We start from the raw sequence: 24,989 nt of genomic DNA on the forward strand, positions 1-24,989 counted from the left end.
GTGGTATCCCTATCCTTTCTTCTAGACGCGACGACGCTTCGGCGGACGGCAGCCGTTGTGCGGCTGCGGGGTCACGTCGGAGATCGTTCCGACCTCAAGGCCGGCGGTGGACAGGGAACGGATGGCGGTCTCGCGGCCGGAGCCCGGGCCCTTGACGAAAACGTCGACCTTCTTCATGCCGTGCTCCATCGCCTTGCGGGCGGCGGACTCGGCGGCCATCTGGGCAGCGAACGGCGTGGACTTACGGGAGCCCTTGAAGCCGACGTGTCCCGAGGAGGCCCAGGAGATGACAGCACCCTTCGGGTCCGTGATGGACACGATGGTGTTGTTGAAGGTGGACTTGATGTATGCGGCGCCGTGGGCCACATTCTTCTTTACGACGCGACGGCCGGTACGGCGTGCGCCGGAGCGTGCTTTGGGAGGCATAGACTACTTCTTCTTTCCTGCGATCGTCTTCTTCGGGCCCTTGCGCGTACGAGCATTGGTCTTCGTGCGCTGACCGCGCACGGGCAGGCCACGACGGTGGCGGATGCCCTGGTAGCAACCGATCTCGATCTTGCGACGGATGTCAGCCTGGACCTCGCGGCGAAGATCGCCCTCGACCTTCCAGGTGCTCTCGATCGCGTCCCTCAGAATGGAGATGTGCTCGTCCGTGAGGTCCTTGGACCGCAGGTCGGGAGAGATGCCGGTCTTCTCCAGCAGCTCGGCGGCACGGGCGGGGCCGATGCCGTAGATGTAGGTGAGTGCAACCTCCATGCGCTTGTCGCGCGGGAGGTCAACACCAGCAAGGCGTGCCATATGGCAGTTCCTTCCGGATTACAGCGGCGGTTTTCTCCACACACGTCCCGTGGTTCCGTCCCTGCCCCGCCCGGTGAAGGGTGGGGAGAGGGACGGCGGGCTCCAGCCGCCGCGGCCGAAGGTGGTTGCCCGGGTTACGGTCCCCGTGAAGGGGACGGCTACCGTGCGGGCGGATGAGTGGAGGCTTGAATGACTTGTGCGACCAGCGCTACCGGTCGGAGTCGTCTACTTGTAGCGGTAGACGATCCGGCCGCGAGTCAGGTCGTAGGGAGACAGCTCCACGACGACCCGGTCCTCGGGGAGGATACGGATGTAGTGCTGACGCATCTTGCCGGAGATGTGTGCGAGCACCTTGTGCCCGTTGTCCAGCTCAACGCGGAACATCGCGTTCGGCAAGGGCTCGACGATCTTGCCCTCAACCTCGATGGCGCCTTCTTTAGCCATATCCTCCACTTTTCCCGGCCCACCCCGTGAGGGACGGACCTTTAGGTCTGGTCTCGTTGATGTGTCGGGCATACTGCTATTTCACAGTGCCCCAGTGTTCACACCAACGGTTTACCATACGGCATCGGCCCTGGACATGACAAATGCGGGTGCATTCGTCACGTCCAGGGCCGTGAGGTCCGGTGTGCTCCGGTGTAATCCGGGAACCCCGGGAAAACTCAGTACCGCGGGGTGAGGATCCGCGGGCCGTCCTTCGTGGCGGCGACCGTGTGCTCCCAGTGGGAGGCCGGCGTACCGTCGAGCGTCTTGACACCCCAGTCGTCCTCGAGGACGTAGGAGTCCACGGTGCCGAGGGCGAGCATCGGCTCGATGGCCAGCGTGCTGCCCTCCTCGATGCGCGGTCCCTTGCCGGGGGCGCCCTCGTTGGCGAGATAGGGGTCCTCGTGCATCTCGTGACCGATGCCGTGCCCGCCGTACCCGTCGACGATGTAGAGCTGCACACCGAACTTCTCGACGGCCTGCTCGGTGGCCTCCTCCAGCGCCCAGGAGATGTCGGTGAGGCGGTTGCCCGGGAGCATCGCCTCGATCCCCTGGTACAGCACCCACTCGGTGGCCTGGTTCAGCTTGAGGGTCTCGGGGGCGAGCGCGTCGTCCCCGCCGACGGCGAAGGTCCAGGCGGAGTCGCCGACCCAGCCGTCGAGGGTGGCGCCACAGTCGATGGAGACCAGGTCGCCGTCCTTCAGCACGGTGGCCGAGTCCGGGATGCCGTGGACGATCATGTCGTTCACGGAGGAGCAGATGCTCCCCGGGAATCCGCCGTACCCCTTGAAGGTGGGCACGGCGCCGGCGGAGCGGATCGTCTCCTCGGCGACGGCGTCGAGGTCGAGGGTGCTCACACCGGCCTTCGCGGCGGCGCGCACGGCCTGCAGGGCACGTCCGACGATCTCGCCGGACGCCTGCATCGCGTCGAGCTCCCCAGGGGTCTTGCCCTGGATGACCTTGTTCTTCCTACGGAAACCCATCATCAACCAATCAGCGCGTTCAGCGGTCCAGTGCGTCCAGCGTGGAGGACGAGATGTCCTCGACGGTACCCTCAGCGTCCACGTTGACGATGATGTCAGAGTAGTAGTCGATCAGCGGGGCCGTCTCGTCGCGGTAGACCTGCAGGCGGGTGCGGATCGTGTCCTCGGTGTCGTCGCTGCGGCCGCGGGCCAGCATGCGCTCCACCACGACGTCCTCGGTCACCTGGTAGTTGAGGACGTTGTTCAGGGACGTGCCCTTGCCCTCGAGGATCTCCGAGAGGATCTCGGCCTGCTCGACCGTGCGGGGGAACCCGTCGAGGAGGAAGCCGTCGGCGGCGTCCTGCTGGTCGAGGCGCTTGCTCACCATGTCGGCGGTGACGGAGGTGGGGACGAGCTTGCCGGCGTCCATGTACTCCTGCGCCTGGCGACCGAGGTCGGTCTCCTTGGAGATGTTCTCCCGGAAGAGATCACCCGTGGAGATGTGCGGCACGCCCAGCGAATCGGCGAGGATGGCGGCCTGTGTGCCCTTACCTGCACCGGGAGGGCCGAGGAGAACGAGTCTCATTTGAGGAATCCTTCGTAGTTGGCTTGCATGAGCTGGGACTCGATCTGCTTGACGGTGGTCAGTGCGACCGAGACCATAATCAGGATAGCGGTACCACCGAATGCGCCGAGACTTGAGGCGGCGCCGTCAGAGGCAAGTCCCATCGTAATCGCTACGTTCGGCAGAACGGCGATGACGGCGAGATAGATCGAACCGACGAGCAGCAGACGGGTCATGACGTACCAGAGGTACTCGGCGGTGGGACGCCCCGGACGGATGCCCGGGATGAATCCACCGTACTTCTTCATGTTGTCGGCCTGGTCGTTCGGGTCGTACTGGATCGACACGTAGAAGTACGAGAAGAAGATGATCAGCAGGGCGAAGATCAGAATGTAGGGCCAGCTGGACGGGTCCGACAGCATGGTCATCACGTTGCGGTTCCACCAGTTGTCCTCCTGCCCGGCATTGCCGGACTGGATGATCTGCGTGATCAGGATCGGCACGGTGAGGATCGAGGAGGCGAAGATCACCGGGATCACGCCCGCCTGGTTCACCTTCAGCGGCAGGTACGTGGAGGTCTCCCCGTACTGGCGACGACCGACCATGCGCTTGGCGTACTGCACCGGGATACGGCGCTGCCCCTGCTCGATGAAGATGACGGCGATGACCAGGATCAGCACCGCCACCACGACACCGGCGAAGACGAAGCCGCCGGAGCTGCGCAGGATCTGCATGCCCTGCGCCGGCAGCTGCGTGGCGATACCGGCGAAGATCAGCAGCGACATACCGTTGCCGACGCCGCGGTCGGTGATCAGCTCACCGAACCACATCACCAGCACGGCACCGGCGGTCATGATGAGCACCATCATCACCAGGCCGAAGATCCCGACGTCCTCGTGGAGCACGCGGACGTCGCTGCCCAGCAGCTGCTGGCGGTCGGCCAGCGCCACGATGCCCGCCGACTGCAGCAGGGCCAGCGCAACGGTGAGGTAGCGGGTGTACTCGGTCATCTTGGCCTGACCGGACTGCCCCTCCTTCTTGAGCTGTTCGAAGCGCGGGATGACCACGGTCAGCAGCTGCACGATGATCGACGCGGTGATGTACGGCATGATGCCGATCGCGAAGACCGACAACTGGAGCAGGGCGCCACCGGAGAACAGGTTGATCAGCGTGTACATGCTGTTCGATCCGTCCTCGGTCAGTGAACGGACCTGCGAGGTGACTTCCGCGTAGTCGACACCGGGGGTCGGGATCTGTGCTCCGATCCGGTAGAGGATGATCATCGCAAGGGTGAAGAAGATCTTCTTGCGGAGATCAGCATCCCGGAACGCCGAGAGCAAGGCGGTCACGTTTGCCTCCTGGCTCGGCAGTCTCGGTCGGGAGTACCACTCCCGGGTCGGGCCGCCGAAGGTTTCTGCTTGGGGTAGGTGTTCGGTCACTGGGTCCCCTGCCGGACACCCCCGAGAACTTTCGGGCGCACCACATGGGGACAGACAACTGCACAAGGATAGCAGGGGTCGCATGGAAGGTTACACTTCCGTGACCAACTCCGCGGTGCCGGACGCCGAACCCTGTGCGCACACCGCCGTGCGGTGTCCCCGTCACGCGTCAGCGGGCGCTGCGGGATCCCCGTGCGAGCACCGTGTACGCGATGTCTGCCCCCTCCCCCACTGCCCCCTAACCCGCACACACGAAAACCCCGCCCCCGCCGAATAATCGGCGGGGGCGGGGTTCATTCACCGGCGGTGTCCGTCAGGCACGAGGCCCGACGGCTACCACACAGGTGATACTAGGATGCGTCGGCGGCGTTCTTCACGCTACCGCCGGCAGCCTCGATCTTCTCCTTGGCGGAGCGGGAGAACTTGTCCGCGGTCACGTTCAGCGATGCGGAGATCTCGCCGTCGCCCAGGACCTTGACGGGCTGGTTGACGCGGACCAGACCGGCGGACACGATGTCCGCCACGGTCACGTCGCCGCCCTTGGGGAATGCCTTCTCCAGGTCAGAGACGTTGACGACCTGGAAGACGACCTTCGCCGGGTTCTTGAAGCCCTTGAGCTTCGGCAGACGCATGTGCAGCGGCATCTGGCCACCCTCGAAGGCGGCAGAGACCTGCTTGCGGGCGCGGGTGCCCTTGGTACCACGGCCGGCGGTCTTACCCTTGGACGCCTCGCCACGACCCACGCGGGTCTTGGCGGTGTTGGCGCCCTTGGAGGGCCGCAGGTCGTGCAGCTTGATGGGTTCGCTCATGATTACTCCCCTGCTACTTCCTCGACCTGGACCAGGTGGCGCACGGTGTTGATCTGACCGCGGACGATGGGACCGTCCTCACGGGTGACCGACTGACCGATACGCTTCAGGCCCAGCGAGCGCAGCGAGTTGCGCTGCTTCGAAATGGTTCCGACAGTGCCCTTGAGCTGGGTGATCTTCAGTGCCATCTCAATCACGCTCCCTGTCCTGCGGCGCGGGCGCGCAGCATCTGAGCCGGGGCGACCTCTTCGAGGGACTTACCGCGACGTGCGGCGACCTCTTCGGGGCGGACCAGCTGCTTGAGTGCGTCCACGGTGGCGTGGACGACGTTGATCGCGTTGTCGGAGCCCAGGGACTTCGACAGGACGTCCTGGACGCCGGCGCACTCGAGCACGGGGCGGGCGGCGCCACCGGCGATGACACCGGTACCCGGCGCAGCGGGCTTCATCCACACGACACCAGCGGCGGCTTCGCCCTGGACCTCGTGGGTGATGGTGCCGGCGATCATCGGGACGCGGAAGAAGTTCTTGCGAGCTTCCTCGGCACCCTTCTGGATGGCGGCGGGGACTTCCTTGGCCTTGCCGTAGCCGACGCCGACCATGCCCTGGCCGTCACCGACGATCACGAGGGCGGTGAAGCTGAAGCGACGACCACCCTTGACGACCTTGGAGACGCGGTTGATGGTCACGACGCGCTCGAGGTACTGCGAGCGCTCGTCCTGCTGGTCGCGACGGCCACCACGACGGTCGTCACGACCACCGTTGTTGCCGCGGCCGCGGTTGTCCTTGTTGTCCTTGTTGTTACTGTCGGCGGTGCGTCCGCCGTTACGATCCGACATCACGCAGTCCTTCCGTCGGTGAAAATATTGTCGTTGCGCATTAGAACTTCAGACCACCTTCACGGGCGGCGTCGGCCAGGGCGGCGACACGGCCGTGGTACTGGTAACCACCACGGTCGAAGACGACGGCCTCGACACCGGCGGCCTTGGCGCGCTCGGCGATCAGCTGACCGATACGGGCGCCACGGTCCTTCTTGTCACCTTCCAGCGCACGGACGTCCGGCTCGATCGTCGACGCAGCGGCCAGGGTGTAGCCCTTGGTGTCGTCGATGACCTGGACGTGCATGTGACGGGAGGTGCGGTGCACCACGAGACGCGGGGTCTCGGGGGTACCGGTGATGTTCTTGCGCAGACGGTAGTGACGACGTGCGCGTGCGACGCGGCGGCGGGTGGAGATGTCCTTGCCCACCGGGAGGCGCTTGTTGCTTGCAGTGCTCTGTGCCATCTCTACTTACCCGTCTTTCCGACCTTGCGACGGATCTGCTCGCCCGCGTAGCGGATACCCTTGCCCTTGTAGGGGTCGTCCTTACGGAGACGACGGATATTTGCGGCGATCTGTCCGACCTGCTGCTTATCGATACCGGTGATGGAGAACTTGGTGTTTCCGTCGACCGCGAAGGTGATTCCCTCGGGGGCCTCGATGAGGACCGGGTGGGAGTAGCCGAGGGCGAACTCGAGGTTGCTGCCCTTGGCCTGGACGCGGTAGCCGACACCGAAGATTTCCATCTTGGTGGTGTAGCCCTCGGTCACGCCGACAACCATGTTGTTGACGAGGGACCGGGACAGGCCGTGCAGGGAGCGGTTCTTGCGGTGGTCGTCGGGACGGCTCACCACGAGCTCGTTGTCCTCCTGGACAACGGAGATGGGATCCGGGATGACCTGCGAGAGAGTTCCCTTGGGGCCCTTGACCTCGACGTTCTGACCGTCGATGGTGACGGTGACGCCGGAGGGAACGGCCACGGGGTTCTTACCGATTCGTGACATTGCTTCGTCCTCCTTCTACCAGACGTAGGCGAGGACTTCCCCACCCACGCCCTTCTCGGTCGCCTGACGGTCGGTCAGCAGGCCATGGGAGGTGGAGATGATCGCCACGCCCAGGCCGCCGAGGACCTTCGGGAGGTTGGTGGACTTGGCGTACACGCGCAGGCCCGGCTTGGACACGCGGCGCAGACCGGCGATCGAACGCTCGCGGGTCGTGCTGTACTTCAGTTCCAGGGTGAGCTTCTTGCCCGTCGAGGCGTCCTCGACGGCGTAGTCGGCGATGTAGCCCTCGGACTTGAGGATCTCGGCGATGTTGGCCTTGATCTTCGAGGACGGCATCGAGACACTGTCGTGGTACGCGTTGGACGCGTTCCGCACGCGGGACAGCATGTCCGCGATGGGGTCAGTCATGGTCATGAAAGTGACCTCTTGCCTTTCTCGTCACGGTTCCCCGTCCACCCGGGCGTCACCGCGCATTTGTGTCCGGCAACTCGACGCTCCCCGGACTCAGTAGTCCGGATTGCTCGCTGCCTTGTGTTCCGCGCGGCCGCAATAGGCGGTGGGCCTGCGACAAAGTGGTTCATGTTCAGAGAGTCTCGACATGCTGCGGTGTCGCGGCGCAATCCTCATCGGACGCACTCGGCCCACAGCGAGACCTGTTCACGCTACCAACCTGGGCAAACAAAGGCAAAACCGACGTCCTCCGCCCACCGCCAGCCTTCCGCCCACCCCGCCCGATCGTTGTTCCGGACAACTATGGGCGTAGGCTCTACACCTGCATCCATCTTCCGGGACACAGTGAGGACACTCCAGCGCAATGTGCGGCATCGTCGGCATGGTGGGTAACCAGCCGGTCAACCAGGACATTTACGACGCTCTTCTGCTCCTGCAGCACCGCGGGCAGGACTCGACGGGCATGGCCACCGCCGAGGACGGCGGTCACATGCACCTCTTCCACGCCCGTGGCATGGTGCGGGAGTCCTTCCGCACCCGCGACATGCGGGCGCTGCTCGGCACCGCCGGGCTGGGACACGTCCGGTACGTGACCCGTGGTGCGGCCTCCAACGAGCAGGAGTCGCAGCCCTTCTACGTCAACTCCCCCTACGGCATCACCCTGGTGCACAACGGGAACCTGACGAACACCCGCGAGCTGACCACGGAGATGCGTCACCGCGACCGTCGTCACCTCAACACCTCCAGCGACACCGAGCTGCTGCTCAACGTCCTGGCCAATGAGCTGCAGTCCACCACCGGGCCGGACGACCTCAACGCCGACGGCATCTTCGACGCCGTCACCGCCACGATGGGACGGATCGAGGGCGCGTACGGCGTGATCTCGCTGATCGCCCACCACGGGCTGCTCGCCTTCCGCGACCCCAACGGCATCCGCCCGCTGGTGCTGGGCCGTCGGCGTCCGACCGCCACGGGCGGTTCGCACGCCGTGGGCGGGCACGACGAGTGGGTCGTCGCCAGCGAGTCTTTGGTGCTGGAGAACGCCGACTACGAGATCGTGCGTGAGGTCGCCCCGGGTGAGGCCGTGTTCATCACCGCCGACGGCGTGCTGCACTCGCGCCAGTGCGTCGCGGACGCCACCCTGGAGCCCTGCTCCTTCGAGTACGTGTACCTCGCCCGTCCGGACTCGGTGATGAACGGGATCAGCGTCTACGACTCCCGCCTGCGCATGGGCGCACGGCTCGCGAAGACCATCGCCGAGCACGTGCCCACCGAGGACGTGGACGTTGTCATGCCGATCCCGGACTCCGCGCGTCCGGCGGCGATGGAGGTCGCCCGCGTCCTGGACCTGCCCTACCGCGAGGGGTTCTTCAAGAACCGCTACGTGGGACGCACGTTCATCATGCCGGGCCAGGCGGTGCGCAAGAAGAGCGTGCGCCAGAAGCTCAACGCGATGTCCACGGAGTTCGCCGGCAAGCACGTCCTGCTCATCGATGACTCGATCGTGCGTGGCACCACCAGCTACGAGATCATCGCCATGGCGCGCGCCGCCGGTGCCCGCAAGGTGAGTTTCGCCTCCGCGGCCCCGCCGATCCGCTACCCGCACGTCTACGGCATCAACATCCCCGACCGCGCCGAACTGGTGGCCGCGGGACGGTCCGTGCCGGAGGTGGCCCAGGTGCTCGGCGCCGACCATCTGGTGTACCAGAAGGTCGAGGATCTGGAGGGGGCGATCCTCGACGGGCAGACGGACACCCAGCTCGACGGGCTGGACATGAGCTGCTTCGACGGCAAGTACGTGACCGGCTCGGTCACCCAGGAGTACCTGGACTGGGTCCGCGACAACCAGGACTCCTGAGCGCTACGCTCGGGGGCATGCTCGAACTCTTCCGCGGCCGGGTCGCACCCGGCCAGCCGCTGATCGTCGTCGCCGTCGCCTCCGAGGCCGCCGAGATGGACGAGGACGCCCCCGTCCTCATCACCGGTATCGGACGGCTCAACGCCACATTGGCGCTGACCGACTGCCTGCACCGCTACCTGCGTGCCGGTGGCCTGCCCAGCGCGATCGTCAACATCGGCACCGCCGGGGCGCTGCGCCCCGGGCTCACCGGGGTGCGCCGGATCTCCCGCGTGCTGCTGCACGACTTCTCCCACGACGGCGTGGCGCGCCTGACCGGACGCGACGAGTACCCGCCGATCGACCTCGGTGCGCAGGGCACCGACGGCCTCACCCTGGCCACGGGCGACGTCTTCGTCGAGGACGGCGCCACGCGCGACCGACTCGCGCAGGACGCCGACCTGGTCGACATGGAGGGCTACGCCGTCGCCGCCGTCGCCCAGTGGTTCGGGGTGCCGGTCGAGTTGGCCAAGGTGGTCAGCGACTCGGCGGACGACACCGCCGGCGACTCCTGGCAGCTGGAGATGCCCGCCCTCGCCCGCGCGCTGGCCGCGCACTCCCGCCAGGCGATCGGCGGCCCGGAGACACCGCGCCCGTGACTGCGGTAAGCATGTGCTAATTTCATGCCATGTTCCCGCGCCGCCTGCCGTCCCTGTTCCTCGCCGTATCTGCCGCGTCCGTCCTGGTTGCCGGCTCGCTGACCGCCTGCGGCGTCGGCGCCGACAACGGTTCCGGCACCACCGCCGAGGCGCAGGAGACGTCCTTCGACACCGCCCTGGACGACTTCACGGAGATGGCGGACGCCGGGATCACGGACCCGTACGGGCAGCGCGGGGTGTCGCACGCCGAGACCGTCGGCGACGTCACCCCGATCGACGGTGACGGCAGCGACAGCAGCGCCGCGGAGGACGCCGAGCTGCCGGTGGAGCTCACCGACGCCGACGGCCGCGACGTCACCGTCGACGACGTCTCCCGGATCATCCCGCTCGACATCTACGGCACCATCTCGCGCACGCTGGCCGGGCTGGGACTGCGCGACAACATCGTGGGACGCACCGTCTCGTCGACCGAACCCAGCCTGCAGGACCTGCCGGTGGTCACCCAGGGCGGGCACTCGATCAACGCCGAGGCGGTGCTGAACCTCAACCCCTCCCTGGTCGTCGTGGACGGCACGATCGGCCCGGACGACGCCCTCAACCAGCTGCGCGACGCCGGTGTGTCCGTGGTGAAGATCAACCCGAAGCACACCATCGACACCGTCAGCGAGGACATCGACACCATCGCCGGCATCGTCGGACTGCCCGGCAACGGCGAACGTCTCGGCGAGCGTGCGGACACGGAGATCTCCCGCGCCGTCGAGGCCATCGACGACGCGCTCGGCGACGTCCCCGGCGATCCGCTGCGCATGGCCTTCCTCTACGCCCGCGGCGACGGCGGCGTGTTCTACATCCTCGGCCCCGACGACGGCACCGACGACCTCATCGAGTCCCTCGGCGGCGTGGACGCGGCGAAGGAGGAGGGCATCGGCCAGGCCTCCCCCGCCAACGCCGAGTCGCTGGCGGACCTCAACCCGGACGTCATGGTGATGATGTCGGCCGGACTGGACTCCACCGGAGGGCTGGACGGCCTGCTCGCCAAGCCGGGCATCGCCCAGACCACCGCCGGGCAGAACGAGCGCATCCTGGCGATCCCGGACAGCCAGTCGCTGAGCTTCGGCCCGCAGTCCGGAGAGATGCTGCTCACCGCGGCGACCGCCCTCTACGGGGATGCAACCGACAGCGAGTAACTTGGGGGGCCGACAACCTCGCCCCCAACCCCCGTGAAGGTCGGTGCCACCCGTGGGTACACAGAAGGACTCCCCCGAACAGATGCTCAGCGCGCACGCGTGGCTGGAGCAGGTGGCCGAGGAGCTCGGCCTGCCGCAGGACGTCGTCCGCGCCAGCGTGAAGGACGTGCTGGACCTGACGTCCGCGGTGGCGCACCACCGTTCGCGCCCCGCCGCTCCCGTCACCGCCTTCCTCATCGGCCTGGCCGCCGGCCGGGCGGCGGGCCAGGATCAGGACCTCTACGCCGAGGCCCACCCCCGTGTCGAGCGGATCACCACCCTGGCGCTGGACGGAATCTCCGAACAGCCCTGAGGCCCTGCCGGACGCACCGCGCCGCCACCAGCACCTTCGCCGCGCGGCGCCCCGGCCGGGGCGTCCTGCGCGGGTTTGAGGCACCCCACCCGCGACTAGGATCGCTGCCATGACTAGCCTGCAAGAACCCTCCGCCCAGGTGAATGCGGTCGCCAACCGGTACGACCACCCGGACGTCAGCGAGGCGGAGAAGATCGCCACCGGCATCCCGGCCGTGATCCACGCCATGGAGCACGCGGTGCCGAACAACGCCGCCCCCTCCCTGCTGACCATCAACAAGCACAAGGGCTTCGACTGCCCCGGCTGCGCCTGGCCGGAGCCCGACCAGGCCGACCTGAACATCGTGGAGTTCTGCGAGAACGGTGCGAAGGCCGTCGCCGAGGAGACCATCCCGAAGAAGGCCGGCCCGGACTTCTGGGCCGCCCACACCGTGGAGGACCTGCGGGAGAAGACCGACCACTGGCTCGGCAAGGTCGGACGCATCACCGAGCCGATGCTCTACGACCGCGCCTCCGGCGACGGGCACTACCGTCCGGTGAGCTGGGAGACCGCCTTCGGCGTGATCGCCGAGCAGCTGCGCGACACCGCGCCGGAGGACGCGGTGTTCTACACCTCCGGCAAGGCGTCCAACGAGGCCGCCTACGTGTTCCAGCTGCTGGCCAGGCGCATGGGCACCAACAACCTGCCGGACTGCTCGAACATGTGCCACGAGTCCACCGGCTCCGCCCTGTCCTCCACCCTGGGGCTGGGCAAGGGGTCGGTGACGATGAACGACATCCACTCCACCGACCTGCTGATCTCCGTCGGCCAGAACCCGGGCACCAACCACCCGCGCGCCCTGACGGCGTTCTCGCGCTGCAAGGAGAACGGCGGACGCATCCTCGCGGTCAACCCCATCCCCGAGACCGGGCTGATGAACTTCCGCGAGCCGCAGGCCCTGGGCACCTACGTGGGTATGAAGCAGAAGCTCGCCGACGACTACCTGCAGGTCCGCCTCGACGGCGACCGGGCCCTGTTCCTGGCCATCAACAAGGAGCTGGTCATCCGCGATGCGGTGGACCACGCCTTCATCGACCAGTTCACCACCGGCTTCGACGAGGTCCGCGAGCACCTGCTGTCGCTCGACGACGACGAGCTCGCCGCCGCGCACGGCATCCCGCGCGCCCAGGTGCTGTCCACCGTGGACGAGATCGTGGCCGCCAGCACCATGATCATCACCTGGACCCTGGGGGTGACCCAGCACAAGAACGCCGTGGCCACCATCCGCGAGATGACCAACACCCTGCTGCTCACCGGCAACATCGGCAAGCCCGGCGCCGGCACCTGCCCGCTGCGCGGCCACTCCAACGTGCAGGGCAACCGGACGATGGGCGTCTGGGAGCGGTCCCCGGAGAGCTTCCTGTCCTCCATCGAGGACCACTTCGGATTCCCCGTCCCCCGCGAGCACGGCCACGACACGGTGGACGCGCTGCGCGCCATGCGCGAAGGCACCAACCGCTTCTTCATGTCGCTGGGTGGCAACCTGGTGCGCGTGGTCTCCGACACCTCCGTCGCCGAGCAGGGCATGGCGTCCAACGACCTGACCGTGCACCTGTCGACGAAGCCGAACGGCTCGCACGCCTGGCCCGGTGCGAGGTCGCTGATCCTGCCGGTGCGTTCCCGGACCGACCTGGACCTGCAGAAGTCCGGGCGCCAGTCGGTCACCGTGGAGGACTCCGTGGGCAAGGTCCACGCCTCCACCGGTAAGCGCAGGGCGAACCGGAAGGAGAACCTGAAGAGCGAGATGGACATCATCTGCTCGGTCGGGCGCGAGACCTTCGGCGACGACTTCTGGCAGCCGATGATCGACGACTACGACGTGATCCGCGACCACATCGCCGCCACGATCCCCGGCTTCGAGAACTACAACGAACGCCTGGAGCACCCGGGCGGGTTCTACCTGCCCAACGGCCCCCGCGAGCGCCGCTTCACCACCTCCGACGGCAAGGCGCACCTCACGGTGAACGAACCGGACACCGTGCAGCTGCGCGAGGGTGAGCTGATGATGAACACCGTGCGCACCCACGACCAGTACAACTCCACGGTCTACGGCATGCACGACCGCTACCGCGGGATCCGCAACGGCCGCCGCGTGGTCTTCGTGCACAAGGACGACCTGCGCGAGCGTGGCCTCACCGACGGCGACATGGTCGACATCGTCTCCGACTGGGCCGACGGGCAGCGCCGCGCCCCGGACTTCCGCGTGGTGGAGTACTCCCACTCGCGCGGCGGCTGCACGACCTACTTCCCGGAGGCGAACGTGGTGATCCCGCTGGACCACACGGCCGAGGAGTCCAACACCCCTGTGTCGAAGTCCACGCCGGTGCGCCTGGAGCCCACGGGGCGCAGGGCGTCCGACATGCCTCCGATGCCGGCGTCCGAGAAGTAGAGGGGTACGCTGCGGCCCCATGGGACGGTTGATCGACAATGCGCGGGTGACGAAGGTGCGGGTCACGGAGGATTCGGTGACCACCGACACCCGGGCCGACCGGCTCGCCGTGGAGGAACCGCTGCAGGTGCGGGTGGACGGCACGGACCTGACCACCACGATGCGCACGCCCGGCCACGACATCGAGCTCGTCCACGGCCTGCTGCACGCAGAGGGCGTGATCACCACAGCGCAGGACGTGGTCACCGCCCGCTACTGTGCCGGCGCGGTGGGCCCGGACAACGCCAACACCTACAACACGCTCGACGTGGCGCTGGTCCCCCAGCCGACCCCCTACATCCCGATCAGGAACGTGACCACCAACTCCGCGTGCGGGGTGTGCGGCACCACCAGCATCGACGACCTGATGAAGACCAGCCGCTACACGTTGCGGCCCGTGCACCCCACGGCACAGCAGGTCGTCGCGATGCCGCAACGTCTCGGTGAGGGCCAGCAGGCGTTCCGCAAGACCGGCGGCATCCACGCCGCCGGCGCCTTCACCGCCGACGGGCGTCCGCTGGTGATCAGGGAGGACGTCGGACGCCACAACGCCGCCGACAAGGTCATCGGCGCGCTGCTGCTCGCCGACCGGCTCCCCGGCGAGACGCAGGGAGAGGACGCTCCGGTCTACCTGGTGATGAGCAGCCGGGCGTCCTTCGAGTTAGTGCAGAAGGCCGTGCTCGCCGGGTTCTCCGGGTTGATCGCGGTGTCCGCGGCCACTTCCTTGGCGGCACAGATGGCGAGGGAGGCCGGCCTGCTGCTCACCGGCTTCACCAGAGACGACCGGTTCAACCTGTACTCCGGTGAGCTGGGGTAGCTTGCCCCGTGTGGGGACGCGAGCCGATTCGGTCGGCCCCGTTGTCGCGCGGTGACAGAATCGGATCGCGTTCTCACACCGCCGGATGCCACAGCCGCATCGGCTGGTCCGTGGCGATCGCCTCGTCCTCCCTCCGGCAGCGGCGCAGTCGCCGCAGCACGAAACGCCCCGTGTCCGCCACCTCGTCGGCCACGTACCCCGGGGCCTTGTTGATGCTGAAGCAGGCGAAGCGCAGCAGCAGCCAGTCCCACCGCGCCGCCTGGTTGCCCTTGCAACGGTCGTTGGTGAAACTCGAGCGTCTCGCATTGCCTTCCCCGTGGTAGGCGTAACTGTCGATCTCGATGAGCTCGCGCGCCTCCTTGATCATGATGTCGAAGCAGTAGCCCCTGACCATCGCATTGGCGACGATGGTGATCTCCCCAGTCTCCACTTCATCACGCAACGCCTTGGTGATGATCCTGAGCGCCTTCTTCTCCAGCCCGCTGGCGGTGCCGAGCACCGTCCGGTGACGAATACCCTCCAGCGACTTACGCTCGGCGCGTGACAGATCCTCCATGTCCTCGGCCAGCCTGGTGTTGCCCTTGATGTTGTTGTAGCCGAAGTCGAGGACCCGCACCGCGGCGTCCTCGTCGTCCTTCATGAGGTCGACGGCAGTCTGCGCCGGCGTGGTCACCGGCATCCCCTCGAACATGGCCGCCTTGCGCGCCACGCGCCGGCGGATGGTGATCACCCTGTCCGTGAACTGGGTGGTGGGGTGCGCCGCCTGGGCGGGGTACGCCATCGGCATGACCCCGTACAGGAAGGCGGCGGTCGCTCCGGTGTAGGTCAGTCCCGGCCGCAGCAGTGCTTCCAGCACGACCTTGTCGTCGGCGACCGTGACGTAGAGTCCCTTAGCTACCTTGCGCAATGTGCCGGCCTCAACGGCGGCGCTGATCCTCCGACTGTTCCATCCGGCAGCCGTCAGCTCCGCGGTCGTCCACACCTGCTTCGCAGGCCTGTCCCTCTTGTTCTGGTGCGCCATGTCGACGTCCCCTCCCCCGGGCCCTCCCCGGCCGCGGCCCCCTGCCGCTCGCCGTAAGCATAGCCGGATGCGGGCCGAATCTGTCGGTCCCGGTGTCCCCGTCCTGCAGAATCGGCTCGCGTTGCTGCTGGGTTGCTACTGGGAAGCCCGAAGCGCCGCGATCTCGTCCTTCAGCGCCGCGATGTCCGCGCGGTAGAGGTCCAGGCGTTCCTCGACCTCCTCGCGTGTCCAGCGCGGGGTGATCTGCTTGGTGCAGTTGGCGTCCGAGGCCTCCACGTCCACGATCACCACCCGCTCGATCACCGAGGTGATCCGCCGCTCCCCCAGGTCACGGACCTGTTCGACGAGGTCCGGGGCGTCGGACGCCTCGACGGTGCGCGCGTGCCCGAACACCTTCACCCGCGAGCGCGTCGCGAAGTCGACGAAGAAGAGGCAGACCCGTCCGTCTCTGTCGAGGTTCCCGGCGGTGACGAACTGCCGGTTGCCCGCGAAGTCGGGAAACATCAGTTGTGTGCCGTCCTTCAACACCGTCACGAAGCCGGAAGGTCCGCCCTTGTGCTGCACATACGGCCAGCCGGTACCGGTGACGGTGGACATCATGAACATGCGCGCCTGGCGGATCAGCTTGATGTCACGCGGATCGAGTTCACTGCCACCACTGCCGGTGGTGTCCACCCTGTTGCTCACCCCGCGGGCCTGCTGGCGGGCGCGGACGTGCTCGTCGAAGGCGATGTCGTCGTAGTTCACTGGGTCTCCAACCAGGCGTTGATGCCGCCGGGGTAGTCGGTGGCGGTGATGCCTGCGGCTTCGAGCAGCTCCACGGCCTGCGCCGAGCGCACGCCGGAGGCGCAGTACACGACTAGATCCCCGGCGTCCCCGAGCGAGCGCACCTGCGCCGGGACGTGGTCGCGTAGGACGCTGAGGGGTACGTTCACCGCGCCGGGGATGCGTACGGTGGCGAATTCGTCGGGCTCCCGGACGTCCAGCAGCGCCGCACCGTCCAGAGACGGCACAGACGGCGCGACGGACGCGGCGCCCGGGGCGTCCTGCGTGGGAGTGGGTGTCGCGCATACGCGCGCGGCGACCGCCGGGTCGGCGGCGACGGGGATGTACTCCCACATCCCGGTGAGCCCGGAGTAGTAGCCGATGCGTCCGGCCAGCGGGGCGCCGACGCCGGTGAGCACCTTCACCGCCTCCATCGCCATCGCCGCGCCGACGACGCCGACCAGCGGGCCGAGGACGCCCGCCTGCGCGCAGGACGGCACGCTGCCCGCCGGCGGCGGCGTGGGGAACACGTCCTCGTAGACCGGCGCGCCCGGCATGCCGAAGACGGAGAGCTGGGCGTCGAAGCCGAGGATCGACGCCCACACGTGCGGCACCCCCAGCACCGCGCAGCCGTGGGAGGCGGCGTAGCGGGCGGCGAAGTTGTCCGTGCCGTCCAGCACGACGTCCGCGCCGTCCAGCACGGACACCGCGCAGGACGCCTCGAGGCGGTCGCGCACCACCGTCACGGTCATCTCCGGGTTGCGCGCGAGCATCTCCCGGCGCGCCGACTCTGCCTTGGGCTGCCCGAGCGCGGCGTCGGTGTGAATGACCTGGCGGTGCAGGTTGGACAGCTCGACGACGTCGTCGTCGATGACGGTGACGTGCCCGACGCCGACGGCGGCGAGGTAGAGCAACGCCGGGGAGCCGAGGCCGCCGGCGCCGGCGACCACGACGTGGGCGTCCGCCAGGGCCTGCTGGGCCTGCGCACCGAAGCCCTCGAGGGTGATCTGGCGGCGGTAGCGGGCGTAGCGACGCGGGTCCATACTCGTCACAGCCCCACCCAGTCGGTGGAGCCGTCGGGGCGGTCCTGTTCCTTCCAGATCGGCACGCCGTCCTTCACGGCGGTGGCGAACTCGGCGATCGCCGTGAAGGCGGGCCCGCGGTGGGCCGCGGAGACGACGACGAGGAAGGCGAGCTCGCCGATGGCCAGCGGCCCGGTGCGGTGCTCGGCCCACAGGCGGACCTGCGGGTGGGCGCGCACCGTGGCGTCGGCGATCTCGGCGAGCGTGGCGGCGGCGGTCGGGTGGTTGGTGTAGGTCAGGGCGCTGACCTCGTGGCCGCCGTCGTGGTCGCGGACCACGCCCTCGAAGGTGACGACCGCGCCCATCGCGTCCGTCGCGGTGGTGGCACGGGCGTGCGCGAGGTGGTCCTCCAGGGGTTCGTGGGTGACGGCGGTGTGCACGACCACACCGGTCTCGGCGTCGACGCGTGCGGGGTCTGGGTTCTCAGCCATGGTGGTCTCCTGCGTGGTCGGCGGTCGGGCGGTCGAGCAGCTGGTCGAGCAGGTGGTCCAGCAGCGGGTCGAGGACGGCGATGCCGTCGGCCACTCCCCCGCGTGAGCCGGGCAGGGTCATCACGAAGGTGCGTCCGGCGACACCGGCGACACCGCCGGAGAGCACCGCGGTCGGCACCCCGGCGTCCACCCCGCGCTGCTGCAGGGCGGTGACCAGGCCGGGCAGTTCGTGGGTGAGGTGCGGGCGGACGGCGGCCACGGTCTGGTCGGTGGGGCTCACCCCGGTGCCCCCGGTGGTGAGCAGCACCGTCGGCTGCTCGTCGACGAGTGTGCGGTCGACCTGCGCGGCGATGTCGGCGTCGGCGACGACGGTGGCGTCCCGCACGTCCAGGCCGCGCCCGCGCAGCCACTCGACGAGGACGGGGCCGGTGCAGTCGGTGTAGGTGCCGGCGGCGGCGCGGGTGGACGCCACGATCACGGTCGCTTTCACACGTCCTCCCGCACGTCCCAGTCCCCGGACTTGCCGCCGGACTTGGCGAGCACGCGCACGTCCTCGATCACGGCGTGCTTGTCCACGGCCTTGACCATGTCCACCACGGTCAGGGCGGCGCTGGTCACCGCGGTGAGCGCCTCCATCTCCACGCCGGTGACCCCGCGGGTCTTCACCGAGGCCTCGATGCGCACGGCCCCTGACTCGCGCGTGAAGTCCACGGTGATCTTCCCCAGCGGCAGCGGGTGGCACAGCGGGATGATCTCGGGGGTCTTCTTCGCCCCCATGATCCCGGCGACGCGCGCGACCGGCAGGGCGTCGCCCTTCGGCAGGCCGTCCGAGGTGCTGTCGAAGATCATGTCGAGCACGTCGCTGCGGGTGCGCACGCGCCCGGTGGCGACCGCGGTGCGGCTGGTCTCGTGTTTGGCGGTGACGTCGACCATGTGCGCCGACCCGTCTTCCCGGACGTGTGTGAGGTGATCGGGGTGACTCTCCATACCGTCACACGCTACCCCGACCTACACTTGTCACCATGCTGGAGATCCACTATTTCGCCGCGGCGCGGGCGGCCCGCGGTGTCGCACGGGAGACGCTTGCGCCCGAGCGCGACCTGGCCTCGCTGCTGGAGGTGCTGGGCACCCGTCACACCGGGCTCACGGCCGGAGGGATGAGCCTGTCGCAGGTTTTCGAGCGCTGCAGTTTCCTCGTCGACGGACGCTCGGTGGTCCGTGCCGACGCGGCGACCACGTCGCTGGACGCGGTGTCGCGGGTGGACGTACTGCCGCCGTTCGCGGGGGGATAGATGGACGTGCATGCGGTCGTCGTCGCCGGTGGTGCGGGCTCCCGCCTGGCCGCTTCGGCGCCGGACGGGACGCCGGCGAAACCCCTGCTCGTCGGACGCGACGGCGTCCGCCTTATCGACGTGGTGCTGGACGCCGCGGCGCAGGTCGGGTGTATGCGCAGGGTGGTCGTCGCCCAGGAGATGGACCTGCCGTCGGACGTGACGCTGGTGCGTGAGGACCCGCCCCTGTCCGGGCCGGCGCCGGCGGTGGCCACCGGGGTGGACGCGCTCGGGGACGGTGCCGGGGATGCCGTGTTCCTGCTCGCCGGTGACCTCGTCGCACCGGCTGCCGCAATGACCAGACTGCTCGAGACCTACCGGAGGACCGGTGGCGACGGGTGCATCGCCGTGGCCGACGGGCGGCGCCAACCGCTGCTCGCCCTGGTGCGCCTCGACCGGCTGCGCGCAACCACCACCGGCGACCTGCGCGACGCCCCGGTCCGGGCCGTCCTACGCGGCCTGAACCTCACGGAGGTCGACGAGGCCGACGGGATCGACGCCGCCACGGCGGCGGACGTGGACACGTGGGAGGATGCGGTGGAACACGGATACGGCGGTGAGAGGTCATGAGCGGACACACGACGGACCCGGTGGGCTGGGCGGAGACCCGGCGGCGCATCGTCGCCGCACTCGCGCCGAGGGGCCAGGCAGCACGGTCGCGCGCGGCGGTGACGAAGCGTCCTGCCCCGGGCGACGTCCTGCACGCCGCGGTCACCGCGCCGATGGACGTGCCGCACTACGCGTCCTCGGCGATGGACGGTTTCGCCGTGCGCGGCGACGGCCCCTGGCGGCTGCTGGACGCCCCGGCCGTCGGCGCGCAGGGACGCAACGTGCACATCACCGGCGGCACCCTCGCCGACGGTGAGGCGCTTCCGGCACTCACCGGCTCCCTGGTGCCCGACGGGGCGACCGCGGTGGTGCGCGCCGAGGACGCGCACGTCACCGGCGACACGCTGACGGCCACCACCCCGCCGGCGGGCCGCGACATCCGCCCCGCCGGCCAGGAGTGGTCGACCGGCGACACCCTGGTGGACGCCGGGGAGCGACTCACCGCCCGCCACGTGGCGATGCTCGGCGCGTGCGGCGTCGACACCGTGGAGGTCACGCCACGCCCGCGGGTGGCGTGCGCGTTCACCGGCAACGAGGTCATCACCCACGGTCTGCCGCGCCCCGGGGAGGTGCGCGACGCCTTCGGCGTCTCCTTCCCCGCCCTGCTGGACGCCTGGGGTGCGGAGGTCGTGGGCACCCAGCGTCTGCCGGACGACCCGGTGGCCGTGGAGGACTGGCTGCGGCGTCCCGAGGTGCTCGGCGCCGACATCGTTGTGCTCACCGGCGGGTCGGGACGCTCCGGGCAGGACTTCGCCCGCCGCTTCATCACCCGCGCGGCCGACGAGGTGCTCGCCGAGGAGATCGCCTGTCGGCCCGGGCACCCCACCCTGGTCACGACCAGGTCGCCGGTGCAGATTGCTGGACCACACACCCAATTGGTCATCGGTGTGCCGGGCAATCCTTTCGCCGCGCACGTGGCGCTGCACAGTTTCGTCGCCCCCGCGGTGACCGCGCTGCTGGGTGCCGGTGACCCGGTGGGGACCCGCACCGGGACCATGACCGTGGCCATCGAGTCGATGCCCCGCCAACGGGTACGCCTGCTGCCCGCCACCCGTGACCCCCGCGAGTCTGATTCGCCCCGCTTCACCCCGGCACCCGGCGCGCACTCGCACATGCTGCGCGGGTACGCCGCGGCGGACGTCCTGCTCGTCGTCCCGCCGCAGGGTGTGGCCGCCGGCGACGAGGTGGAGTACGTGGAGCTGTAACTCCGGTACTGGTCAGTCCCGGTAGAGTTCGCCGCCGCGGCTGCGTCCCCGGTTCAGCCACGCGTACACCACCCCGATGAGCAGGCCGCCGCCGATCATATTGCCGACGAGTGCCATCGCCCAGTTCACCGCCACATTGCCGAAGCTCAGCGACTCCAGCACGCCCGCACCGGCAGCGAAGCCGTCGCCCAGGCCGAAGAAGGCCAGGGTGAACAGGGCGAAGTTCGCGATGAGGTGCTCCAGGCCCAGCACCACGAACACGGCGATGACCATCTGGGTCAGCAGGAACTTGCCCGCGTAGTCCTTGATCATCAGCCCGCCGACGATGGCGATGTTCACCACGAAGTTCGCCAGCACCGCCTCGACGAGCACGCCGGACGGACTCTTCGTGAGCTTGCCGTCGGCCAGCGCGGCGATGAGGTGGTCCACGCCGATGCCGCCGAGTTTCGCCGACTGCCCGAGCATCACCGCAATGACCACCGCGCCGACGAGGTTGGCCAGCACCGTCCACAGCACGATCGCGGTGGCCCGTCCCCAACCGATGTGGTGCCGGGCGGCGCCGTAGGCCATGAACATCATGGAGCCGGTGGCCAGTTCCGCGCCGAGCTGCAGGGTCATGGCCAGTCCGATGAAGAACAGGAAGCCGAAGACCACCGGCCCCAGCCCCGGGGCGAGCTGCTCCACGGCGTTGCCGGACACCGCGGCGAAGGCCGTGCCGAGGGTGAGGTAGGCCCCGGCCAGCACGCCGCGCACGGTGTAGCGGGGCAGGTCGTCGCCGAACAGGGCGGTCTTCTTGGCCACCGCGGCATCGGCGGCGGTGTTGAATGCCCCGGCCAGCGGTTCCCTGTCGGTTCTCGTCTCGGTAGTCGTCGCCATAGGGAGTTTGTACTCCAGCACCGGGGACCGGGTTGACCGGCACACCTGCGTTCACCTGCAAAAGCAGGACGTTGACCTGCAGCCCGCGTCGTGGCGATCGGTGACGCCGAACGACCGTTCGTAGCTACCGGCCCGCAGCCGCCCCCGTGGTGTCCCCGCGCTCCCCCAGCGCTCCCCCAGCGCTCCCCCTGAGCGCCCCATGTCAGCTGAGTCATGCCCCAGGTCAAGAATCGGGCATTTTTGTGCCTGGGGCATGACTCAGCTGACGGTGGCCTCCGCCGCGGCGTCGAAGGCGGCAGAGAGCACCGGGGCGGGACGCGAGTCGCGGCGCACCAGCGCGAGATCCAGGCGGACCTCCGGTTCCACGATCGGCAGCGTGGTCAGCCGCGTGGTGCCCACCGCCGGGGCCGGGACCACCACCGCCCACGTGCCGGTGCGTGCCAGGGCCAGCAGCGACTCCACCGAGGTGGCGTCCACCCCCGGGGTGACCTGCACACCCGCCTCGCCCATCACCCGGTCGAACTCCTCGCGGGCGACCATGCCGCGCGACAGCAGCGCGGTGGGCAACGACGCCAGCTCGGCGCCGGTGACCTGCCCGCCGAAGCCGTCGAGCAGGCCGGGGCGTCCGACGGCCACGAAGCGGGTGGTGCCCAGGGAGGTGAAGGTGAGGGCGGGGTCGTGGCGTCCGGCGCGGGCGGCGCTACCGTGCGGGTGCACGATGCCGGCGTCGAAGTCGTGGTCGAGCACCCGGGTCACGATCTCCTCGCTGGTCAGCCCGGCGACCAGGTCCACGCGCAGGGCGGGGTGCTCGCCGACGAGGTTGGACACGATGCCGGCGGCCCGGTCCGTGCCGGAGGGGATGGTGCCGAACCGCACCGTGCCCTCGAGGTTGCCGCGCCGGTGGGCCAGGTCGAGGCTCAGGGAGCGTTGCTCGGACAGGATGCGCCGGGCGTAGGCCAGCACGATCTCACCCTCCTGCGTGATCCCCTGGAACGCGGACTTGCCGCGGTTGACCAGTGGGAAGCCGACCTCGGCCTCGAGTTTTCTGATCGCCTCGGACAGGGTGGACGTCGACACGTAGCAGGACGCGGCGGCGTGACCGAAGTGCTGCTCGCGGGCGAGCGCCTCGAAGTAGGTCAGCTGGGTCAGGAGCATGTCGTCGACGCTACCCCTTCCTCCTCCTGACCAGTGCGATCCCCCCGACCACCACCACGTACAGCCCGATCAGGGTCAGGCACGCCCCCAGCGCCCGGTCCATGTCGTTGGCGCTGAGGCCGAGCTCGACGAGCAGCGGGATCGTGCGGGTCTCACCGGCGACGTTGCCGGCGAAGGTGAGGGTGGCGCCGTACTCCGACAGGGCGCGGGCGAAGGAGAGCACCACGCCGACGGCCATGCCGGGCCACGCCAGGGGCACGAGCACGCGGGTGACCGTCTGCCAGCGGCTCGCACCGTCCAACGCGGCGGCCTCGGTGACCACCGTGGGGATCGCGCGCAGGGCGGTGGCCGTGGTCGCGACGAAGAACGGCAGGGCGACGAAGACCTGCACCACCACCACGGCCAGCGAGGTGTAGGCCACGTGTAGGCCGAGGCCCTCGAGCCACTGGCCGACCAGGCCGCGGCGTCCCCAGAAGAACACCAGCGCCAGGCCGGAGACCACCGGGGAGAGCACCAGCGGGGCGAAGATCACGACCTGGACCACGTCGCCGCGGCGTGGGAACTGGCGCAGCAGCTCCACCAGCCACAACGACAACGGCAGGCCGAGGACCACGCACAACACGGTGGCCACCAGCGCGGTGGACAGCGACAGCGTGAGCGACTGGACGGTGGCCGGGTCGGTGACCAGCTCGACGGCCCGGGCCCAGGGGATGTTCAGCAGCAGCGCGACCAGGGGCCCGAGCAGCAGCAGGACGGCGAGCAGGGCGACACCGGCCACCGCCACCGGCACGGCCGTGACCGCTCGCGAACCGGGACGGGTACCGGTCTTAGGGGGTATCGAAGCCATAGGTCTCGAGGATCCCACGGGCGGTGTCGGAGGACAGCCACTCGAGGAACTCGCCGGCGACCTCGTTGTCCTGGCCCTCGACGGTCAGCGCCGCCGGGTAGGCGTTGGGCTCGAGGTCGTCGTCCAGCTCGACGACGGTGATCTCCTCGGAAGTGTTCTTCTGCAGTGCCATGGCGTCGGTGGCGTACATGAAGCCGGCGTCGACCTCACCGGTGGAGACCTTCGTGGCGACGTCGCTGACGTTGGCTTCCTCGGACACCGTCCAGTTGGCCAGGTCGTAGCCCTTCTCGTCGAGGAGCTCGTGGGCCAGGGTGCCGCAGGGGACGCCGTCGGCGCAGACCGCCAGGCGCGCATCGGCGGTGGTGGCCAGATCGTCCAGCGCGGTGATGTTCGCCGGGTTGCCGGGGGCGGTGGCCAGGACGAGTTGGTTGGTGGCGATGACCTCGGGCTCGGCACCGTCGAAGGCGTCGAGGGCGAGGGCGTCGTCCATGTTCTTCTCGTCGGCGCTGATGAACAGGTCGGCGTCCGCCCCCTGGTCGATCTGCTGGACGAGGGCGGAGGAGCCGGCGAAGTTGTACTCGACCTCGGGGTCCTCCCCCTGCTCCTCGGCGAAGGCCTCGGCGAGCTCGTCACCGGCGTTGTTCAGCGAGGCCGCGGCGAAGACCTGCACCGGCGAGGTCTCGGAGCCGTCAGCGTCCTCGGACCCGGAGGTGGAACAGGCCGCGGCGAAGACCAGGGCCCCGGATGCGGCCAGGATGGCCGTGGTGCGAAGGATTCGGGTCGTGAATGCTGCCATTATTCTTCCGTTCTGCCGTGTGGTTCTCCTCTGCCGACGCCGACGGCGCGCATCCTCGTCATGCTAGCCGCGTGCGCTCCACGACGCGTGGCCGGGAACCACGGGTACCGGCCTGCGCCTCCGGATCCGCGTTCGGAGCTGCCACACGCCGGTCATTCACGCACGCACCCCGGTTCACGGTAGACAGGGTGGAGAGACAGGTCCGAACGACGGGTCTACCATGG

31 protein-coding genes are annotated in these 24,989 nt (G+C 68.8%); 9 read left to right on the forward strand and 22 right to left on the reverse strand.

All coding sequences use genetic code 11. From position 1 onward, the window contains the following. Window positions 1-21: 21 nt before the first annotated feature. The 12 genes from rpsK to rpsH form a co-directional block, all read right to left on the reverse strand. On the reverse strand, window positions 22-426 hold the full coding sequence (gene rpsK / locus ACT3TD_RS00970; RefSeq protein ID WP_038546448.1) for a 30S ribosomal protein S11: 405 nt from the start codon (window positions 424-426) through the stop codon (window positions 22-24). Between the two features lie 3 nt (window positions 427-429). Beyond that, window positions 430-798: a 30S ribosomal protein S13 gene (gene rpsM, locus ACT3TD_RS00975; protein WP_301443816.1), complete on the reverse strand. Its 369-nt coding sequence runs from the start codon at window positions 796-798 to the stop codon at window positions 430-432. Window positions 799-1,023: 225 nt separating this feature from the next. After that, entirely contained in the window at window positions 1,024-1,242 is a 219-nt protein-coding gene (gene infA / locus ACT3TD_RS00980) for a translation initiation factor IF-1 (RefSeq protein ID WP_291477496.1), read from the reverse strand. A 218-nt stretch (window positions 1,243-1,460) separates the two neighbouring features. After that, entirely contained in the window at window positions 1,461-2,264 is an 804-nt protein-coding gene (map, locus tag ACT3TD_RS00985; protein WP_301443815.1) for a type I methionyl aminopeptidase, read from the reverse strand. A 19-nt stretch (window positions 2,265-2,283) separates the two neighbouring features. After that, entirely contained in the window at window positions 2,284-2,829 is a 546-nt protein-coding gene (locus tag ACT3TD_RS00990) for an adenylate kinase (protein WP_301443814.1), read from the reverse strand. After that, window positions 2,826-4,157 (reverse strand): preprotein translocase subunit SecY, encoded by a 1,332-nt coding sequence (gene secY / locus ACT3TD_RS00995; RefSeq protein ID WP_301443813.1) that lies wholly within the window; start codon window positions 4,155-4,157, stop codon window positions 2,826-2,828. The genes ACT3TD_RS00990 and secY overlap by 4 nt, the downstream gene beginning before the upstream one ends. 440 nt (window positions 4,158-4,597) lie before the next feature. Further along, on the reverse strand, window positions 4,598-5,056 hold the full coding sequence (rplO, locus tag ACT3TD_RS01000; protein WP_441578942.1) for a 50S ribosomal protein L15: 459 nt from the start codon (window positions 5,054-5,056) through the stop codon (window positions 4,598-4,600). A 2-nt stretch (window positions 5,057-5,058) separates the two neighbouring features. Then, window positions 5,059-5,244, reverse strand: coding sequence for a 50S ribosomal protein L30 (rpmD, locus tag ACT3TD_RS01005; RefSeq protein ID WP_441578941.1), 186 nt, complete (start codon window positions 5,242-5,244; stop codon window positions 5,059-5,061). A gap of 5 nt (window positions 5,245-5,249) precedes the next feature. Further along, entirely contained in the window at window positions 5,250-5,894 is a 645-nt protein-coding gene (gene rpsE / locus ACT3TD_RS01010) for a 30S ribosomal protein S5 (RefSeq protein WP_441588117.1), read from the reverse strand. Window positions 5,895-5,934: 40 nt separating this feature from the next. Next, a complete protein-coding gene (gene rplR / locus ACT3TD_RS01015; RefSeq protein ID WP_441588116.1) occupies window positions 5,935-6,339 on the reverse strand; it encodes a 50S ribosomal protein L18 in 405 nt (134 codons plus the stop codon). A 2-nt stretch (window positions 6,340-6,341) separates the two neighbouring features. Further along, a complete protein-coding gene (gene rplF, locus ACT3TD_RS01020) occupies window positions 6,342-6,878 on the reverse strand; it encodes a 50S ribosomal protein L6 (RefSeq protein WP_444614975.1) in 537 nt (178 codons plus the stop codon). A gap of 15 nt (window positions 6,879-6,893) precedes the next feature. Beyond that, window positions 6,894-7,292, reverse strand: a complete 399-nt coding sequence (rpsH, locus tag ACT3TD_RS01025; protein WP_441588114.1) for a 30S ribosomal protein S8 — start codon at window positions 7,290-7,292, stop codon at window positions 6,894-6,896. A gap of 400 nt (window positions 7,293-7,692) precedes the next feature. On the opposite strand from rpsH, the gene purF reads away from it, so the two are divergent. From purF to fdhD, 6 genes are all read left to right on the forward strand, one after another. Then, the gene (purF, locus tag ACT3TD_RS01030; protein WP_301443234.1) at window positions 7,693-9,186 is read left to right on the forward strand and encodes an amidophosphoribosyltransferase; all 1,494 of its coding nucleotides are present in this window, start codon (window positions 7,693-7,695) and stop codon (window positions 9,184-9,186) included. Between the two features lie 17 nt (window positions 9,187-9,203). Continuing rightward, window positions 9,204-9,824: a nucleosidase gene (locus tag ACT3TD_RS01035; RefSeq protein ID WP_441578939.1), complete on the forward strand. Its 621-nt coding sequence runs from the start codon at window positions 9,204-9,206 to the stop codon at window positions 9,822-9,824. Window positions 9,825-9,853: 29 nt separating this feature from the next. Beyond that, window positions 9,854-11,011 (forward strand): heme/hemin ABC transporter substrate-binding protein, encoded by a 1,158-nt coding sequence (locus tag ACT3TD_RS01040; protein WP_301443232.1) that lies wholly within the window; start codon window positions 9,854-9,856, stop codon window positions 11,009-11,011. Between the two features lie 52 nt (window positions 11,012-11,063). Continuing rightward, entirely contained in the window at window positions 11,064-11,363 is a 300-nt protein-coding gene (locus tag ACT3TD_RS01045) for a DUF6457 domain-containing protein (protein WP_301443231.1), read from the forward strand. 109 nt (window positions 11,364-11,472) lie between these two features. Continuing rightward, window positions 11,473-13,791: an FdhF/YdeP family oxidoreductase gene (locus ACT3TD_RS01050; RefSeq protein ID WP_301443230.1), complete on the forward strand. Its 2,319-nt coding sequence runs from the start codon at window positions 11,473-11,475 to the stop codon at window positions 13,789-13,791. A gap of 19 nt (window positions 13,792-13,810) precedes the next feature. Then, window positions 13,811-14,647, forward strand: a complete 837-nt coding sequence (gene fdhD / locus ACT3TD_RS01055) for a formate dehydrogenase accessory sulfurtransferase FdhD (protein WP_301443229.1) — start codon at window positions 13,811-13,813, stop codon at window positions 14,645-14,647. Between the two features lie 73 nt (window positions 14,648-14,720). Here the strand turns inward: fdhD and ACT3TD_RS01060 are convergent, their stop codons facing one another. The 6 genes from ACT3TD_RS01060 to moaC form a co-directional block, all read right to left on the reverse strand. Then, window positions 14,721-15,668, reverse strand: coding sequence for a type IV toxin-antitoxin system AbiEi family antitoxin domain-containing protein (locus tag ACT3TD_RS01060; protein ID WP_301443235.1), 948 nt, complete (start codon window positions 15,666-15,668; stop codon window positions 14,721-14,723). 135 nt (window positions 15,669-15,803) lie between these two features. Beyond that, a complete protein-coding gene (locus ACT3TD_RS01065; RefSeq protein ID WP_301443591.1) occupies window positions 15,804-16,415 on the reverse strand; it encodes a pyridoxamine 5'-phosphate oxidase family protein in 612 nt (203 codons plus the stop codon). Continuing rightward, a complete protein-coding gene (locus ACT3TD_RS01070) occupies window positions 16,412-17,476 on the reverse strand; it encodes a ThiF family adenylyltransferase (RefSeq protein WP_301443593.1) in 1,065 nt (354 codons plus the stop codon). Before ACT3TD_RS01070 ends, ACT3TD_RS01065 begins: the two co-directional genes overlap by 4 nt. Before the next feature lie 5 nt (window positions 17,477-17,481). Then, window positions 17,482-17,946 (reverse strand): molybdenum cofactor biosynthesis protein MoaE, encoded by a 465-nt coding sequence (locus ACT3TD_RS01075; protein WP_301443590.1) that lies wholly within the window; start codon window positions 17,944-17,946, stop codon window positions 17,482-17,484. Then, window positions 17,939-18,436 (reverse strand): MogA/MoaB family molybdenum cofactor biosynthesis protein, encoded by a 498-nt coding sequence (locus ACT3TD_RS01080; protein WP_301443589.1) that lies wholly within the window; start codon window positions 18,434-18,436, stop codon window positions 17,939-17,941. Before ACT3TD_RS01080 ends, ACT3TD_RS01075 begins: the two co-directional genes overlap by 8 nt. After that, window positions 18,433-18,933: a cyclic pyranopterin monophosphate synthase MoaC gene (moaC, locus tag ACT3TD_RS01085; protein ID WP_301443588.1), complete on the reverse strand. Its 501-nt coding sequence runs from the start codon at window positions 18,931-18,933 to the stop codon at window positions 18,433-18,435. The genes ACT3TD_RS01080 and moaC overlap by 4 nt, the downstream gene beginning before the upstream one ends. A gap of 38 nt (window positions 18,934-18,971) precedes the next feature. Here moaC and ACT3TD_RS01090 point away from each other — a divergent pair, with 38 nt between their 5' ends. Genes ACT3TD_RS01090 through ACT3TD_RS01100 form a run of 3 tightly spaced genes read left to right on the forward strand, consistent with a single transcriptional unit; the run spans window position 18,972 to window position 21,091 of the window. Then, on the forward strand, window positions 18,972-19,238 hold the full coding sequence (locus ACT3TD_RS01090; RefSeq protein ID WP_301443592.1) for a MoaD/ThiS family protein: 267 nt from the start codon (window positions 18,972-18,974) through the stop codon (window positions 19,236-19,238). Next, on the forward strand, window positions 19,239-19,847 hold the full coding sequence (gene mobA / locus ACT3TD_RS01095; RefSeq protein ID WP_301443587.1) for a molybdenum cofactor guanylyltransferase: 609 nt from the start codon (window positions 19,239-19,241) through the stop codon (window positions 19,845-19,847). Then, window positions 19,844-21,091: a molybdopterin molybdotransferase MoeA gene (locus ACT3TD_RS01100; protein WP_301443586.1), complete on the forward strand. Its 1,248-nt coding sequence runs from the start codon at window positions 19,844-19,846 to the stop codon at window positions 21,089-21,091. The genes mobA and ACT3TD_RS01100 overlap by 4 nt, the downstream gene beginning before the upstream one ends. A 12-nt stretch (window positions 21,092-21,103) precedes the next feature. Here the strand turns inward: ACT3TD_RS01100 and ACT3TD_RS01105 are convergent, their stop codons facing one another. The 4 genes from ACT3TD_RS01105 to modA all read right to left on the reverse strand — a co-directional run bounded on the left by ACT3TD_RS01105 (window position 21,104) and on the right by modA (window position 24,765). After that, window positions 21,104-21,967 carry a formate/nitrite transporter family protein gene (locus tag ACT3TD_RS01105; RefSeq protein WP_301443585.1) on the reverse strand — a complete coding sequence of 288 codons (864 nt, stop codon included), beginning with the start codon at window positions 21,965-21,967 and terminating at the stop codon, window positions 21,104-21,106. Between the two features lie 258 nt (window positions 21,968-22,225). Beyond that, the gene (locus tag ACT3TD_RS01110) at window positions 22,226-23,122 is read right to left on the reverse strand and encodes a LysR family transcriptional regulator (RefSeq protein ID WP_301443357.1); all 897 of its coding nucleotides are present in this window, start codon (window positions 23,120-23,122) and stop codon (window positions 22,226-22,228) included. A 10-nt stretch (window positions 23,123-23,132) separates the two neighbouring features. Beyond that, a complete protein-coding gene (locus tag ACT3TD_RS01115; RefSeq protein WP_301443358.1) occupies window positions 23,133-23,969 on the reverse strand; it encodes a molybdate ABC transporter permease subunit in 837 nt (278 codons plus the stop codon). After that, complete coding sequence (gene modA, locus ACT3TD_RS01120) at window positions 23,950-24,765, reverse strand: molybdate ABC transporter substrate-binding protein (protein WP_301443359.1); 816 nt, start codon at window positions 24,763-24,765, stop codon at window positions 23,950-23,952. The genes ACT3TD_RS01115 and modA overlap by 20 nt, the downstream gene beginning before the upstream one ends. Between the last annotated feature and the right edge of the window lie 224 nt (window positions 24,766-24,989).

The sequence above is a fragment of the Corynebacterium sp. AOP36-E1-14 genome (assembly GCF_052377495.1).
In the GTDB taxonomy this organism is placed as follows: Bacteria; Actinomycetota; Actinomycetes; order Mycobacteriales; family Mycobacteriaceae; genus Corynebacterium.